The sequence below is a fragment of the Secundilactobacillus similis DSM 23365 = JCM 2765 genome (genome assembly GCF_001311075.1).
In the GTDB taxonomy this organism is placed as follows: domain Bacteria; phylum Bacillota; class Bacilli; order Lactobacillales; family Lactobacillaceae; genus Secundilactobacillus; species Secundilactobacillus similis.
This window is the reverse complement of record NZ_BBAD01000032.1, coordinates 1-15,888: the sequence shown is the minus strand read 5'-3', so window position 1 is coordinate 15,888 and position 15,888 is coordinate 1. Positions and strand designations below refer to the sequence as shown.

Annotated in this window: 7 protein-coding genes and 6 pseudogenes; 8 read left to right on the top strand and 5 right to left on the bottom strand. The window is 47.1% G+C overall.

What is annotated here, in order from left to right:
- Window positions 1–32 precede the first annotated feature (32 nt).
- On the top strand, window positions 33–1,004 hold the full coding sequence (rfbB, locus tag JCM2765_RS08605; protein ID WP_054736042.1) for a dTDP-glucose 4,6-dehydratase: 972 nt from the start codon (window positions 33–35) through the stop codon (window positions 1,002–1,004).
- A gap of 489 nt (window positions 1,005–1,493) precedes the next feature.
- On the opposite strand, the pseudogene JCM2765_RS08600 reads toward rfbB, so the two are convergent.
- Window positions 1,494–2,304, bottom strand: a pseudogene (locus tag JCM2765_RS08600) (Cof-type HAD-IIB family hydrolase).
- Window positions 2,305–2,493: 189 nt separating this feature from the next.
- Between JCM2765_RS08600 and JCM2765_RS08595 the strand changes: the two are divergent.
- A pseudogene (locus tag JCM2765_RS08595) lies at window positions 2,494–3,856 on the top strand (RsmB/NOP family class I SAM-dependent RNA methyltransferase).
- A 70-nt stretch (window positions 3,857–3,926) separates the two neighbouring features.
- Here JCM2765_RS08595 and fni read toward each other — a convergent pair.
- The 4 genes and pseudogenes from fni to mvk all read right to left on the bottom strand — a co-directional run bounded on the left by fni (window position 3,927) and on the right by mvk (window position 8,011).
- Window positions 3,927–4,965, bottom strand: a pseudogene (gene fni / locus JCM2765_RS08590) (type 2 isopentenyl-diphosphate Delta-isomerase).
- A 5-nt stretch (window positions 4,966–4,970) separates the two neighbouring features.
- The gene (locus tag JCM2765_RS08585) at window positions 4,971–6,044 is read right to left on the bottom strand and encodes a phosphomevalonate kinase (protein ID WP_054736039.1); all 1,074 of its coding nucleotides are present in this window, start codon (window positions 6,042–6,044) and stop codon (window positions 4,971–4,973) included.
- A gap of 34 nt (window positions 6,045–6,078) precedes the next feature.
- Window positions 6,079–7,064: pseudogene (gene mvaD, locus JCM2765_RS08580) on the bottom strand (diphosphomevalonate decarboxylase).
- Window positions 7,064–8,011: a mevalonate kinase gene (gene mvk, locus JCM2765_RS08575; RefSeq protein WP_054736038.1), complete on the bottom strand. Its 948-nt coding sequence runs from the start codon at window positions 8,009–8,011 to the stop codon at window positions 7,064–7,066. The pseudogene mvaD and the gene mvk overlap by 1 nt, the downstream one beginning before the upstream one ends.
- Window positions 8,012–8,450: 439 nt before the next feature.
- Between mvk and JCM2765_RS17155 the strand changes: the two genes are divergently transcribed.
- The 6 genes and pseudogenes from JCM2765_RS17155 to JCM2765_RS08545 all read left to right on the top strand — a co-directional run bounded on the left by JCM2765_RS17155 (window position 8,451) and on the right by JCM2765_RS08545 (window position 15,234).
- On the top strand, window positions 8,451–9,215 hold the full coding sequence (locus tag JCM2765_RS17155) for an exonuclease domain-containing protein (RefSeq protein WP_162231409.1): 765 nt from the start codon (window positions 8,451–8,453) through the stop codon (window positions 9,213–9,215).
- Window positions 9,216–9,246: 31 nt separating this feature from the next.
- Entirely contained in the window at window positions 9,247–11,277 is a 2,031-nt protein-coding gene (locus tag JCM2765_RS08565) for an ATP-dependent DNA helicase (protein ID WP_162231408.1), read from the top strand.
- A gap of 57 nt (window positions 11,278–11,334) precedes the next feature.
- Window positions 11,335–11,841: a cell wall elongation regulator TseB-like domain-containing protein gene (locus JCM2765_RS08560; RefSeq protein WP_054736034.1), complete on the top strand. Its 507-nt coding sequence runs from the start codon at window positions 11,335–11,337 to the stop codon at window positions 11,839–11,841.
- A gap of 25 nt (window positions 11,842–11,866) precedes the next feature.
- Window positions 11,867–13,053, top strand: a pseudogene (locus JCM2765_RS08555) (pyridoxal phosphate-dependent aminotransferase).
- 20 nt (window positions 13,054–13,073) lie between these two features.
- Window positions 13,074–14,368 (top strand): annotated as a pseudogene (gene asnS / locus JCM2765_RS08550) (asparagine--tRNA ligase).
- Between the two features lie 80 nt (window positions 14,369–14,448).
- Entirely contained in the window at window positions 14,449–15,234 is a 786-nt protein-coding gene (locus JCM2765_RS08545; RefSeq protein ID WP_054736033.1) for a DnaD domain protein, read from the top strand.
- The last annotated feature ends 654 nt before the right edge of the window (window positions 15,235–15,888 follow it).

Below are 15,888 nucleotides of genomic sequence, written 5' to 3'. Positions count from 1 at the left end.
TTGAGGATCAAACGGACTAACGGAGGTAAATGATGCGACTTTTAGTGACGGGTGGGGCCGGGTTTATCGGTAGTAATTTTATTCGGCAAGTCTTGGCGACTCATCCGAATGATGTGATTGTTAACCTAGATAAACTAACCTATGCGGGCAATTTAACATCGTTGGCGGCGATTGCTGATTCGCCACAATATCACTTTATTCAGGCCGATATTAATGATGTCGCAACCGTCCAAAAAGTTGTTGAACAGTATCGAATTACACATGTGGTTAATTTTGCGGCCGAATCACATGTTGATCGGAGCCTGACTGATTCGCGGCCATTTTATGAAACAAACGTGCTCGGTGTTTTAAACCTGTTGCAAGTGATTCGCACGTATCCCGAGATTCGCTTTTTACAAGTGTCAACGGATGAGGTGTACGGTGATCAGCAATTAACGGAAGCGCCAGTTACCGAGAGTGGCCAAATTAAGCCTAGTAGTCCGTATGCTGCCTCCAAAGCAGCGGCTGATTTATTGGTGTTGGCCGACTTTCGGTCATACGGACTGAACGTTGGAATCAGTCGGTCAGCAAATAACTACGGCCCATATCAGCATCCGGAAAAGTTGATTCCAAAATTAGTGACAAATGGTCTTCGTGAACAACCACTCCCAATTTACGGTAGTGGTGAGAATCGCCGTGATTGGCTTTTTGTATTAGACAATTGTACGGCGATTTACCGAATTTTACGTGATGGTCAGGCTGGCCGAGTCTATAATATTGCGGCTCATCAAGAACGGACGAATAATCAGGTTAGTCAGGCGATTGTCACTCAATTGGGACTTGAACCTGATGTAATCACTCACGTTGCAGATCGGTTAGGGCATGATTTACGTTATGCGATGTCAAGTGAGCGACTCACAACTGAGCTGGGATGGCAACCCAGCATGTCAAACTTCGAAACCGGATTACAGCAAACAATTGTATGGTACAAACAGCACGCTAGCTGGTGGCAATCATTAATCTAAGCAACTGGCTTGATCACGCATGCTTTCCAATTAAACTAATAAGAGAGCCTTGGAGAAAAGAGCTTCAAGGCTTTTTACTGTCGCTTGTGTCCAGCGACAGTGTGCGGAGCGAGACGGGTTGAGAGCAGTGTGTAAGGTGAGTCCGGTGAAGGCGCCCGGGTCTGGCGGGTTTACCGGACTCGCCTTACATGCAGCTCTCAGTCTCGCGCAGCACCATTCGGCGTGGTGGCCAGAAAGCGCGTGGTTGACAAATTCCCACAACTTCAGGAACCCTGGAACTGACAGTTTAAGTGGCGCCGAATTTTGTAGCCTGAACGAGTGCTTTTCAATGCGGCTTTGGCGAGCGAAGCGATGACAAACAGCCTTCACCCAAAATCCGCCCAATGCTTACGCTGGACACAAGCGAAAGCAAGTCTACATGAAAAAAGGGCCGTGAATTTGAATGATCAATTCACGGTCCATTTAGAGTTTAATTTTGTAGATAACAACCTATTCCGCCAGTTTCAAAGCGCGACCGAGGTAGTCTGCCAGACCATCTTCTTCGTTGGTCAACGGTGTGACGTCATCGGCAAGCGACTTAAGATGGTCCGTTGCATTTTTCATGGCGACACCGACACCAGCGTAAGTGATCATTTCATCGTCGTTATGTTCATCACCAAACGCGATAATGTTATCTCGGCTAATACCATAGTAATGCGCCAATCGTTCAACACCAACGGCTTTTTGAATGCCCTTAGCACAGATTTCCAAAACGCTGTTTGGACCGCCCCATGGACTGACATCGACCTGGTCACCGAATTTATCTTCGATGTAGCCTGAAGCCGCTTTTGTTGGGGGCGTTTAACGGCGATCGTCATACTCGTTGGATTTTGAGTAAGCGACTGTTGGCTGAGCAGTTCATTCGCTTTTAACTGAACTGGGAAGAACCCAAGCTCAACCGGTTTGTCCTGATGCGCTAAGAAAAGGTGCTTACCCTCAGCTGCAATCAACTCAACGTCAAAATCGCGTTGGTGTTGTAACAGGTCGAACACGATATCACGATTAAAGGTATACTGGTACTCCTTTGACCAATGTTTGTGGGGCACGTGTCCCAGACTACCGTTAAAGTTAATCATGGGTGTCTTGAGTGCCAGTTGATCGTAAAATTGTTGAGATAACCGGTTTGGGCGCCAGTTACGATACTAACGATATGTCCCGCTTGAGTGGCCCGTTTTAGCGTTTGAATTGTTTTTGGTGACAACTGGGACTGGTTGTTCAGCGTTGTGCCATCGAGGTCGATAGCGATTAATTTTTGAGTCAATTTGTCACGTCCGTTCTAAGTAATAGGTAATGCTTAATAACTTAACACATTTGTTTGACCGGTTTCAACTATGACCACTTTATTCAGGGCCGGCTCGGTGGCATTCCACCTTAAATTAGCGTATACTTTTCAAGGTTATAGTGCCGGTTGACAGTTACCGGCCAGATTCGGAAAAAGGAGTTTTTGAGTTTGAAATTACCAGAAGCGTTTATTACTAAATACACTCGGCTATTGGGAGATTCGGCCCCAGCTTTCTTCGCAAGTTTTGATGAGCCAGTCTACAGTGGGTTTCGGCTGAACCCGTTGCGTGAACAACCAACCGATCTCCCGTTAACTGATCCCGTCCCTTACACCCACTGGGGCTATTACGGGAAAGTTTCTGGGCGCTCGTTACCGCATCAAAGTGGCGCAGTATATAGTCAGGAACCTAGTGCCATGTTTGTGGGCGAGGTTGCCCAACCCCAACCCGGGGAACGGGTGCTGGATCTCTGTGCGTCGCCGGGTGGTAAATCAACGCATCTCAGCAGTTTTCTACAAAATCAGGGCTTACTCGTTAGCAATGAAATTATGCCAAAGCGCGCGAAAGTGTTAGCGGAAAACTTGGAGCGATTTGGGGTTGCAAATGCCTTGATTCTCAACGAAACGCCGGAAAAAATTGCTAAAACCTTTCCTGTATTTTTTGACAAGGTCTTAGTTGACGCACCTTGTTCGGGTGAAGGGATGTTTCGTAAGGATCCCGATGCATGAGTTATTGGACACCAGAGTATCCGCAAGCATGTGCTGATCGGCAGCATGATATTTTGCGCGAAGCGGTTAAGGTGTTAAAGCCAGGCGGCGAATTGATTTATTCCACGTGCACCTTTGCCCCAGAAGAAGATGAACAGATGATTGCGTGGTTGTTGGCAACCTACCCTGAATTTGAGGTGGTGCCAATTACGAAAACGGCTGGCATCGTTGATGGCAAGCCAGAGTGGGCTGACGGTAATCCAGCATTGGCTGGCACGGCGAGACTGTTCCCACACCTGATGAAGGGTGAAGGCCATTTCGTTGCTAAACTCCGCTGTCGTGAAGCGATTGGGACGGCAAAGAAGTTTAAGGGTCAGCGCCCCAATTTAAGCGTTGAACAACGGGATTTATTGGCTAAATTTGCCAAGACTACGTTAACGCAGACCTTTGATCACAAACAGCTATTGACGTTTGGCGACCAACTTTATTTGATGCCAATTGATACACCGGATTTGGGCAAGTTAAAGGTTGTTCGGCCGGGTTACACTTGGGGACGTTTAAGAAAAACCGCTTCGAACCAAGTTACGCGCTGGCACTGGCGCTTCCAGCAGACGCGGTGCAAACCGAAATTCCAATTACAATGGCTGATTGGCGCCAAGTGGTTCATGGTGATACAATCACGGTAACCGGATTATCAATTAATAAGGGCTGGGCGCGATTGACCTGTGAACACCAGCCAGTAGCGTTTGGAAAAGTTGTCGGTCAAACGATTAAAAACTTCTTTCCAAAAGGGTTGCGATTTAAAGCTTACGAAGACGAACAATAACTAAAACGCATTCTGAGTCCCAGCCAATGATTGACAGGGAATCAGAATGCGTTTTTTTGCGTTCAAGTGATTATTCTAACGAAATAAACCGTTGTCGAGCAAACGATTCTAATTGAGGTGAAAAAACTAACGATAACTTACGAAGATCTTTTACGGTAGGGCTGCCAGTCAATAACATTAACTTTTTAAAGGCTAATAGCCATCGTTCGAGCCAATCTTGCGTCGCATCTAAATCGTGATGGAGTAACACATGGAGTAACTGGCCAGCCATGCCGACACAGTCTGCCCCCAGCGCTAAGGCCTTAATGGCATCAAGTGGTGTTTTGATTCCGCCGCTTGCAAATAAGTAGGGCCGGTTTGTCAGTTTACGACACTCCAGTAATGACTCGACGGTGGTTAACCCCCAATCATCTAAGTAAAGCATGTCCTTTTCTGGTCGGCGAAAGTTTTCGATTTTGGCGAAACTGGTACCGCCACGGCCGCTGACATCGACGAAGGCAACGCCGATGGCGGTTAACTTTTGAATGGTTTTAGCTGTCATTCCAAAGCCGACCTCTTTAACGATTACTGGAACGTCTAATCGAGCAACTAATTCGGCTAATTGGTCAAGCCAGTAAAAATCACGATCGCCCTCAGACATGATGAGTTCTTGCGCAACGTTAATGTGAACTTGGAGGGCGTTGGCACCAAGCATGTCAACGGCCTGCCGAGCTGCTTCAACGGAGTGGCCGGCACCAACGTTGGCAATCACGATGCCATCGGGATTATAATCCGAACGGTTGTGAAAGTTGGCATCAGGTCGGGTTCCTTTAAGGCAACACTTTGGGAACCAACCGCCATGGGCAAGCCGGTTTCAGCGGCGAGCTTTGCAAGATTAGCGTTTAATTTGCCAGTAGTTGGGCTCCCACCGTCATCGCTTCAATCAAAAGCGGATAGGGTAACGTCACGCCGTTAAACTTGGTAGCTGGTTCAACATCAGTCAGTGCCAGTTCTGGTAAACTTTGATGCAAAATTCGGACTTGATCAAACGCTGACTCGGCGGTTGAATCGTAAAACTTTTCAGCAAGTGAAACGTGTTCATCCTTACGATGTGATTGTTTTGAAGTCATTGTGATTACTCCTCTACGTGGTGAACGTTGAAGTTTAGGGGGATAATTTGATGAGCCTGCCAGCTAGCTAATAGTTTAGAAATGTCATTTTTTTGATCAATTATGGCGATACCACAATCGCCACCACCGGCCCCCGAAGTTTTAGCGACACCGCCAAAAGTTTGGGCGATGTCGCAAAGCTTTTGTAAGAGCGGTGTTTCGATGTGGGCGTGGGTAAACTGGTCGAGTTGATTTAATAAGTCGCGGTTAACGTTGATCTCAGCTTGAATCGCTTTTAAATTTTGCTCACGAAAACCGTTGATCATCCGTTTTAAACAGGCCTTGCTATTCTCCAAAAATCGTTGGTAATCGCCCTGTTGTTTCGCCTTGTTTAAGGCAACCCGGTCGACCAAGTGAGAGGTTGAAGCGGGGGAACCCGTCCAGCCAACCAGCAATTTTAAGCCAGCTGGTGGCGTCAGTAGTTCGACGTTTAACCCGGGCCAATCCATATCGAGTAATGTATCAAAGGCGTAGTTCTTTTGTGCAAGCTTTAACCATTCTCGATCAAAGGAGTGGTAGGCGATCCAGCCACCATAGACACTCGCAGCGATATCGCCTAATGAGCCGTTCCCCTGAACGGTAAAGTGAGCGATGGCAGCTAGTTTGAACAGTTTATCGTGATCGACGGGCAGGTCGTAGAATTTACACAGGGCTTTAATTGTCGCCACTGTGACGGCTGCGGATGAACCTAGCCCGTATTTACGGCCATCGTGACTATCGAGGTCACTTTCAACCGTTAAGTGGTAGATGCCCAGCGGTTTTTCGAGGGTTTTGGCGTAATCTTCCGTTACCTTGATCGCTGATAGAATGTAGTGGAAGGGGTTGTCTCGATTATCAAAGACCATTTCGCCGTCTTCACGCCGCCAGTAAATGGAATTTTCCTGATATTGAGATGAAACGATGCTCCCAATCTGGTCGGCAGCCTGGATGGAGACGGTCACAAACTGATCTAGTGCCACGATGATGGCGGGAAAGCCAGCCTCAACAACGGCGTATTCACCTGCAATATAGAGTTTTCCTGGGGCTTTAACTGAAATCAAAACATCATGTCCTTTCATCGACAGCGATTATAAATTAATCTGAAATTTGAATTCCGTTACCGGGACGGGTGAGAACGACGCTTTCTGGGCCAAATACCTGTTGAAATTGACTCATCACGGTTGGTGCATCTTGTCCTTGGCATAAAATTTTAATGTTTGGACCAGCGTCCATGGTGAAGTAACAGGCTGTCCCAGCGGCTCTCAGTTCTCGAATCAGCGCCATCGCTTTTAAGCTATCGGCGTTAAAGTAGCTAAAACTAGGGTCGGAGCTGAGGGTTAGCGCGTGCATGCGCATGGCATTTTGCTCACTCGTGTGACCGAGTGTTTCAAAATCGCGAGACGCAATCGCAGTTTCAATGGTTTTAAAATCGGCCTGACTACTTTGAACCCACGTTGGATAAAATGGGGAAGTGTTCACGGCTAAGCGCATCCCATCACGGCTGGAAACTTTTTTTGAGCCGTTGTCAAAACTAACGCGATGGCGACAATATCCCAATCAACTTGTTCGGCAATCGGGTAGGCGTAAGAGGTTTGATCATCTTCGCCCATTTGCCAAGCCGCAAAACCACCGTAAATGGAACGGGTTGCTGAACCTGACCCGCGCCGTGCCAAGCGAGAAAGGTCACGTCGGTTAAGCGTTAGACCGGCTGCGCGACTTGCTGCACCCGCTAAGGCCGCAAATCCGGAAGCTGATGATGCTAATCCAGCAGCCGTCGGCACGTGGTTATGAGTGATCACATTTGCCCGGGTCGTGATGCCAGCAAGTTCGCGCACCACGTCCAGAAAAGTCGTGATCTTTTGACTAGCTTGAGCACTTAACAGGTGATCATCAAATTGAACCGTGTCAGTGGTGAGGGTGTCATCGAAGGCAACACTGGTTTCGGTGTAAAATTCATCGAGCGTCAGTGACAAACTGCTGTTTTGGGGAATGATGAGTTGTTCATCCTTTTTGCCCCAGTATTTGACCAAAGCGATATTGGTATGCGCCTTAGCAGTGATTGGGTGATTAGTTGGTTCCATTAGACGGTTTCCTCACTTAAAAATGGTTGTAGCCAGGTCTGTTTAAAGCCGGCACCTGATAAGGCTTGTTGAATTCGAATGGCATCGGCCTGCGTGGCAGCCAATGAAATCATGCAACCACCCATGCCACCACCGGTCAGCTTAGCACCAAGGGCGCCGTTTTGGCGCGCAACAGTCATCATCTGATCCAACACCGGATGACTGACGCCAAGTTGTTTGAGGTCGCGTTGCGCAGCCGTTAAGATGGTGCCTAAATGGGTCACTTGGTTTTGAGCCAGTGCCACTTTGGCTTGTTGTGCCAATTCACCAAGGTGGTGAATGGCTTGATTGGCTTGTTTTGGATGAGCTTTTCGGTAAGCAGCCACGTTAGCAACGGCAATGCCAGTTTGGCCATGAATACCGCTGTCAGCAATCACTAAATAACCGTTAAGATGGAAGGGTAACGGTTGCGGCGTTTCGCCCTTAATGAACCAGACTGGGGTTTCAGCACTTGCGGTTGCAGCGTCGAGGCCACTTGGATGACCGTGGATGATTTTTTCAGAGACGGCAACTTCTTTAAGTAATCGTTCATGTGAAAGTGGTACGTTGAAAAAACGGTACATCGCGCGAACAATGGCGACTGCCGTTGCGGCGGATGATCCCATTCCACGTTCGGCGGGTAGATCACTTTTAATCGTGAGTGTAAACCCAGCATCCGGTTGCGCCAAGTGTGCTAATAAGGCGTCAATCAGTCGATTGATACCTTGAAGTTGAATCGGCGCGTCTTGCCGATCACCTGAATAGTAACGACTGGTTAAGATTTGTTTAGAATCAAGGTTAGCCGTCATCTCAGCATGAACTTGAACTGCTGGCAGGGGCAGTGCGATGGCAGGTTGGTGGTACACAACGCTGTGTTCACCAATCAAAATGATTTTGGCATGACTATTGCCAGTGACCGAAACGTTCAATTTAAAGTGACTCCTTTCGACAACTTGTAACCTGATGTCATGTTTTCGGGTTCAGTTTCTTCATTAAATAAATTAAAATCGTATCATTAATGGTCAAATTGGATTTAACCTATATAATAACCGTAAAATTTGCAAACACATAGTATCATACGCTTTTTTTAAGAGAAACGCTAGCTTCGGTGCTAAGCTAGCGTTTTCACTTGAGATCGTAGCGATAAACGGTCGATGTAAGTGACAGATGAATACTGTTGAAAACTGTCGGAATGTAGTATGATATTTGATGGAAGAATTCTCATATAAAAAACACGGCTTTGCTGAGTTGTCAAACGGCTAACGCGTGCATGATCGATCCCAATGACAACCGTCGAGATGGGGCTTGATGACGGGTGGGTAATCGTTGACACCACAGTCTAAGTTCGTGATGAATTTGGTGAAAAGAATGGATGCAAATACAATCTACGCGGTGGTCGACATTGAGACCACCGGCACAAACGTGGCCGAAGGTAGTCGCATAATTCAATTTGGGTGTGTTCTTGTCCAAAATGGTGCGATCATTAATCAATTCGCAACCGACGTGAATCCGCAGACGACGATTCCTGAAGGCATTCAAGCGCTAACTGGTATCAGTAACGCTCAGGTGAAAAAAGCCCCGCTATTTGATGATATTGCGGGCACGATTTATAGCTTACTAGCTGACACCGTTTTTGTGGCGCATAACGTGAACTTTGATTTTCCGTTTGTGAACGCAGAACTAGAACGGGTGGGGTATCCACCATTGTCGATTCAAGCAATCGATTCCGTAACGCTCAGTCAGATTTTACTGCCAACGGTGCCAAGTTACCGGTTGCATGATTTAAGCCAGTACTTAAACATTACGCATGAACATCCGCACTCTGCAGACGATGATGCGCTAGTGACGGCAAAGCTCTTGATCGTCTTGTTCGAACGGATGCAACAGTTGCCAATCGTGACGTTGCAGCAAATGGTGGCGCAAGATGCCGAATTACCGCAGTCAACAGCCGAAGTATTTAAATGGGGGCTTCAGGTCGTTAAGAAGCAACGGCAGCCATTGCCAGATTACTTATACGTGTCAAATGGGCTGGCGTTACGAAAAACGACCCAGTTGGCGGTGACGGATGATCATCAATATACTTATCCGAGAACGAAAAAAAATAAACTTAAAACGCTTTCCAAAGCATTTTGAATGGCGAGCTGATCAAGCCAAGATGATGAACTTGATCTATAAACAGTACACAACGCCAGAATCAGCTGAACAGCCATTGATCGTCGAAGCGCCAACCGGGACGGGGAAGAGCCTCGGTTACACGCTGCCGTTCGCGTACATCACCCAGCGCTATGACCGCCAAGTGGTGATTGCAACGGATACGGTCCTTTTACAAACGCAACTCATGGATCAAACGATTCCGTTGCTCAACCGGATGCTGCCGTTTTCGGTTCATGCTGAGGTAGTTAAGGGGAGTCGACACTACCTTGACTTAACGCGCTTCAAAACGTCACTGGACGAACCCGAACGTTCCAAACAGTCACAACTTATTCGGTTGCGGTTGCTGGTTTGGCTCACGCAGACGACGACGGGTGATTTAGACGAATTGCATTTGCGTAATGATCCACCATACTTGAGCGCAGTTTGTCACCGCGGGTTGGACTCTTTGTCGACTAGTGATCCGTTTTACGAAGATGACTTTTTAAGACGCCTATATCAACGGCTGAAATATACACAGTTCATCATTGTCAACCACGCCTTTTTAATCCAACACGCGGCCTACTTTGGTGATACCTTCCAACGACCATACTTAGTCGTGGATGAAGCGCAACATTTAGCCGACTACGCACTGTCAACGCAACGCCAAAAGTTTGACTTCCAAGTGACGTTAAACGCTACACGGCACTTAATTGAGCAATTAAATCCGGATAATCAGTTTGGCCTTGCCACCGTGGTGCAAGAAGCGCCATTTGGTGAACAACTGCAAACGATGCGAACTTGGTTGTTTGAGTTTGATCGACAACTCGATGCGTTAAGCGGTCATTTGATTCAGCAATTTCAACAACAGTTTGGTGGCAAGTTTACAACGCCTTACAAAGAAATTTTGCTGGAAACAGCCGATTGGCAAAGTTTCTTAACGCAACGCGCGGGTCTGTTGGAACAACTCGATATCTTAGTTGATAAGCTGGCGACAACGTTGACGGCCTTGAGCCAAGATTTTTACGCTCAGACTGATCGGTGGCTCAAGAGTGATGAAGAACGGTTTATGGGCTTTGAAACCAGCCTGACAAAGTTAGTGACCGTTTGGCAGACCTTTAGCACGATTCGGCAAACGCCGACCCAGGAAAGTAATGGCGCGGGGGCTTACTTGTACTGGTTAACGATCAGCGATGATCGCACTCACATCATGGTGACCTCGAACTTAATGACCGTTCAGGGATTCTTGTCCCAGCAGGTTTACAGTCATTTTCAAGCACCAACGTTTACTGGGGCAACGCTGTTCTCCTCTAATCGGTCACAGTACCTTTATGATCAGTTGGATCTCAATCGTGATGAAGTCAAGATGCGGCGCTTAAAATCGGACTTTAATTTTGATACGCAAGCGAAACTCTACATTAGTAATGATGCCCCAGACATTCACGATGACGATGCGTACCATGAGTATTTGGTCAAAACGTTATTGAAACTGCTGGAGACGGTTAACCGACCGACTTTAGTCTTATTTAACTCGTTAGAGACGATTTCGGCCGTTTATAGCAAATTGACTGCTGCGATTCGACAACAGGATCGGTTAATTTTGGCACAGGGTATTTCGGGGAGTAAGGAAAAGCTGATCAAGCGCTTTATGGATGAGGACAATGCCGTTTTAATGGGCGCAGCTAGTTTTTGGGAAGGCATTGACCTACCCCAAGAGCAATTACAACTTTTGGTAATTGCTCGGCTTCCGTTTGATTCACCGGAACGGGTCGAAACGAAGGTTCAATTTGCCCGACTTAAGGCTGCTGGCAAGAACCCGTTCTACAACTTATCGCTCCCTAAAGCCACGTTACGATTACGGCAAGGCATCGGTCGGCTGATTCGGACTCGTCAAGATTACGGCGCTGTCGTGGTCCTTGATAGTCGGTTAGTGACGCGGCATTATGGCCAAACGATTTTGAAAACTCTCCCGGAATCATTACCCGTAATGACGGCAACGGTCCCACAATTAACGGCAGATATTGCAAAATTCTTTAAAAATCATCAAACCAAGGTCCAACCGTAGCGAGAGTTTGCTATAATAATGAGCAGTAACCGTAATAAAAAGGAGTTCTGAATTGATATGAGAAGGGAACATGCCAGTCACAAACGAACTGGCCGCCGGGTGCTGATCGGTTTTTTGATCGCCATTGTGGTTGTGATCATTGCGCTCATTTGGGGCGTGCATCATGCAACTAAGCCGATCACTCAGGCGAAAGCGCAGTCCGTCAAGATCGCCGAAAAGTACGCTGGCCTCAAAACCACGTCAGGCTTCTACTGGACTAATCTGAATCGGACTTATTACACCGTTGCTGGCACCAATAAACAAAACCAACCCGTGTACATTATTGTGCCGCAAAAGGGTGGTCACGTGCGGGTGTTGCAACAAAAGAGTGGCGAAAGCCGGAATCAGGTGCTAAGTCAAGTTTGGTCAAAGCATAACCCTAAAAAGGTGCTTCAAGCCTCGCTGAGCGTTTTTAACGGCTCTCCTGCCTGGATCGTAAGTTATATGAACCAAAAGGGGCAGCTCTGTTATGAAACGTTCAGCTTCAAGACGGGGAAAGTGTTACAGTTGATTGAAAATATCTAAGTCATTTCATTAGGAGGATTTCGTGATGCATTTATCCAACCGGAGTCAACAGCTTCAACCTTCAGCAACGATGAAAATTTCTGCCCAGGCGAAACAAATGGTCGCCGACGGTATCGATGTGATCAATTTAAGTATCGGGGAACCCGATTTTGAGACCCCAGATAATATTAAACAAGCCGCAATTGCAGCCATTAACGATGGTCACGCTAGCTTTTACACGCCAGCTGCTGGGTTGCCACAATTGCGGGCCGCAATTGCGGATCGGACGGCTGCCGATTACCAATTAACGGGCTTAACGGGTAAAAACGTTGCCGTTACAACTGGTGCTAAGATGGCACTTTATAGCGTTTTCCAAACTATTTTGGATCCCGGTGACGAAGTGCTCTTACCTGAACCATACTGGGTCAGCTATGCTGAACAGATCAAGTTGGCTGGTGGGGTACCGGTGACGATTCCCGTTGGTGACAGCTTTAAAGTGACACCAGCTGATTTGGAAGCAAAGCTAACCGATAAGACCCGGGCGTTCTTACTCAACAGTCCTGAGAACCCAACTGGCGTTATCTATGACCAAGCTGAATTACAAACGTTGAAGGATTGGACGGATGCCCATGACTTGATGGTTGTGACGGATGATATTTATGGTCAATTAACTTATAATGGGGCTAGTTTTACGTCAATTGCGCAATTGACGGATGCCTTAGATCCAAACATCATTATCATCAGTGGGGCTTCTAAGACCTACTCGATGACCGGTTGGCGGATGGGCTACGTGGTTGCTGACGCAGCTTGGTAGCCAAGGTTTCAGCCTTTCTGTCACACGCTACCGGGAATCCGACTGCTGTGAGCCAGTATGCCTTATTAGAAGCTTTAACTGGTGATCAAACTCAAGTTGAAGTCATGCGTCAAGCGTTTGAAGAACGGTTGAACACGATCTACCCACTTGTCACTGCACTACCAGGGTTTAAACTGGATACGAAACCACAAGGGGCGTTTTACTTGTTCCCAGACGTTGCCGGCGCCTTAGAATTGACCGGCATCGCCACAACGGGCGAACTTGTTAACCAACTGCTTAACGAAGCGCATGTTTCATTGGTTGATGGGAACGCTTTTGGGGTCGATCACCATATTCGAATCAGTTATGCGACTGATTTGGCATCACTTAAAAAAGCCGTTTCAAGAATTGCTGATTTCTTAGCAGCACACACAAAATAAATCCATTGGGGGAAACATCATTGCAACAGATTAACATTATTGATGCGAAGAACCACGTTGACGAAAAAGTTAAGATTGGCGCTTGGTTAACCAACAAGCGGTCCAGCGGTAAAATTGCCTTCCTACAATTACGAGATGGTACCGAATTTTTCCAAGGCGTTGTTGTCAAAAGCAAGGTGAGCGAAGAAACCTTTGAACTCGCCAAAGAACTGAAACAAGAAACCAGTATGTGGTTGACTGGGATCATTCACGAAGATAGTCGTTCTAAGTTCGGTTACGAACTTGAAGTTGAAACCATCGAAGTGATTGGTGAAAGTCATGACTACCCAATTACGCCTAAGGAACACGGGGTCGATTACTTAATGGACCACCGTCATCTTTGGTTACGGTCATCACGGCCACACGCTACGATGGTCATTCGTAATGAGCTGATTCGGGCAACCTACGAATTCTATAACCAAGAAGGGTTCATCAAGATCGATGCACCTATTTTGACTGGGAGTGCGCCTGAAGGGACCACTGATTTATTCCATACTGAATACTTCGGCCGGGACGCTACTTGTCACAATCTGGCCAACTTTATGAAGAAGCTGGCGCAATGGCCTTTAACAAAGTCTTCTCGTTTGGGCCAACGTTCCGGGCTGAAAAGTCCAAGACTCGGCGTCACTTGATTGAATTTTGGATGATCGAACCCGAAATGGCTTTTATGCACCAAGAAGAAAGTCTCGAGATTCAAGAACGCTATATCGCATTCTTAGTTCAAAACGTCATCGACCATTGTGAAGGCGCCTTGAACACTTTGGGTCGCGATATCGAAACCTTAAAGAAGTACACCAAGTTGCCTTACCCACGAATCAGTTACGATGAAGCCATTGAGCTGTTAAAGGCGAATGATTTTGACGTTGAATGGGGTGTTGATTTTGGCTCACCAGAAGAAACCTTCTTGGCAGACTACTTTGACCAACCCGTCTTCGTGTTAAACTACCCGAAGGCCATTAAGCCATTCTACATGAAGCCACACCCAACGCGTGAAGACGTTGTGATCTGTGCTGATTTGTTAGCACCAGAAGGCTATGGCGAAATTATCGGTGGCTCAGAACGGGCAACTGATTACAACTACCTGAAGGACCAAATTGTTGCTGCTGGCTTAAATCCAGAAGAGTACAGTTGGTACCTTGATTTACGCAAATACGGTAGTGTCCCTCACTCTGGCTTTGGTTTGGGACTTGAACGGGCCGTTACTTGGATTACCGGTGAGGACCATGTTCGTGAGGCCATTCCGTTCCCACGTTTGTTGAACCGGATTTACCCGTAAACTTAAAATTAACTGACACTGAAAACTTCTCTCTATCAACTGTGGAGGGAAGTTTTCTCAACTAGGGAGGTTTTGTCACTTTGGATGCATTTACAACTGCAATCTTTCAGGCCGGTGGCACTGTGGTTTCCACGCTGTTGCTTCGGCACTATCGAGAACTTGGCATGACCAACACCGAGTTTTTGATTTACCTCCAACTGAAGAGTTTTGCCGATAAGGGCGTTGATTTTCCACCGACGGATGCGATTGCCAACTCGTTGTCCTTATCAGATGGCGCCATTTTTCAGCAATTACACGGCATGATCAGCAAGCATTTGATGCAAATTAAGACCATTCAGCAACCGGATGGCTTGACTCGAGATTCGTATGATTTTACCCAGTTGTACGAAAAATTGGCTCAATACGTCGCTAATCAGCAGGCTAAGTCGGTTGACACTCAGGGGGCAACTGACCGCGAACAAATTTTTCAGCAGATTGAAGCCGAGTTCGGTCGGCCATTGTCACCAATGGAAATGGAAACCATTTCGAAGTGGATCGATGTTGAGCATTACCCAACGCCCTTGATTCAATTAGCGCTAAAAGAAGCGGTGTTGAATCAAAAATACAGCCTGCGGTATATTGAACGAATTCTGATCAGTTGGCAGAAAAAGGGCATTAAAACGCCTGAAGCAGCCCAACGAGAAAATGAGTCGTGGCGAGCGCAGCGTACACGTTCAGGGCAGCAACAATCTGGTAATAACCCTAATCTCAAGGACGTGCCCAACATCCCGTTGTTTAACATTGGCGATCAGCGTACCAAGAATAAGCAATCCGAAAAACAAATAAAAACAAATATTGATAATAATCTAAAAAAGCCACCATGGTGATCAGTGTTTGGTCATCTTGGTGGCTTTTTCTGTCGTATTAGGAAAAATTGTACTTACGTTTGTGTCCAGCGTAAGCATCATTGATGTGAGTTTGTGAAATGTGATTTGTGTGAACTGACGATTTCGGTCAGCGACTAGGTTCCAGCTGTGGGGCCGGCCTGAGCCAAAGGGCGGTCTCAGTCCTCGAAGTTAAGCCTCGCCAAAACCCGTGCGAGTCTTAACTTCGTCCCCGATAATTGGCGGTTGTTGAAAGTTCGTCAACAACCACCAATTATCGCGACACAGCATCCACCTAGCCGCTGACCGGAATCTCATATTGCGCAATTCGGCCCTATCGCAGAACATCTCAAATCGCGTTGAACAGTAACGTCATCTTATCAAATCAAAATAGACGTGACGGTCAACAGATGAAGCTCGGCATCACGCAACCGTTAGTCCATTGCGGCTACTGAACATTGATCACAATTGCTTCTGCAGTTGCCGAGTTATTGTCTAACGTTGCCGGTACACAGTTTCGTCAACTTCAATATGTGACAGTCAGCGGTTCTGGTTGACAACAGCGCACCATGTAGCGGGAGGCGGAGGCGCGCGAGGCTCAGTGGTGTCGGTATGACTTAGGCAGTCGTGCCCCGTGGGGTTCGGGGTGCGACTGCC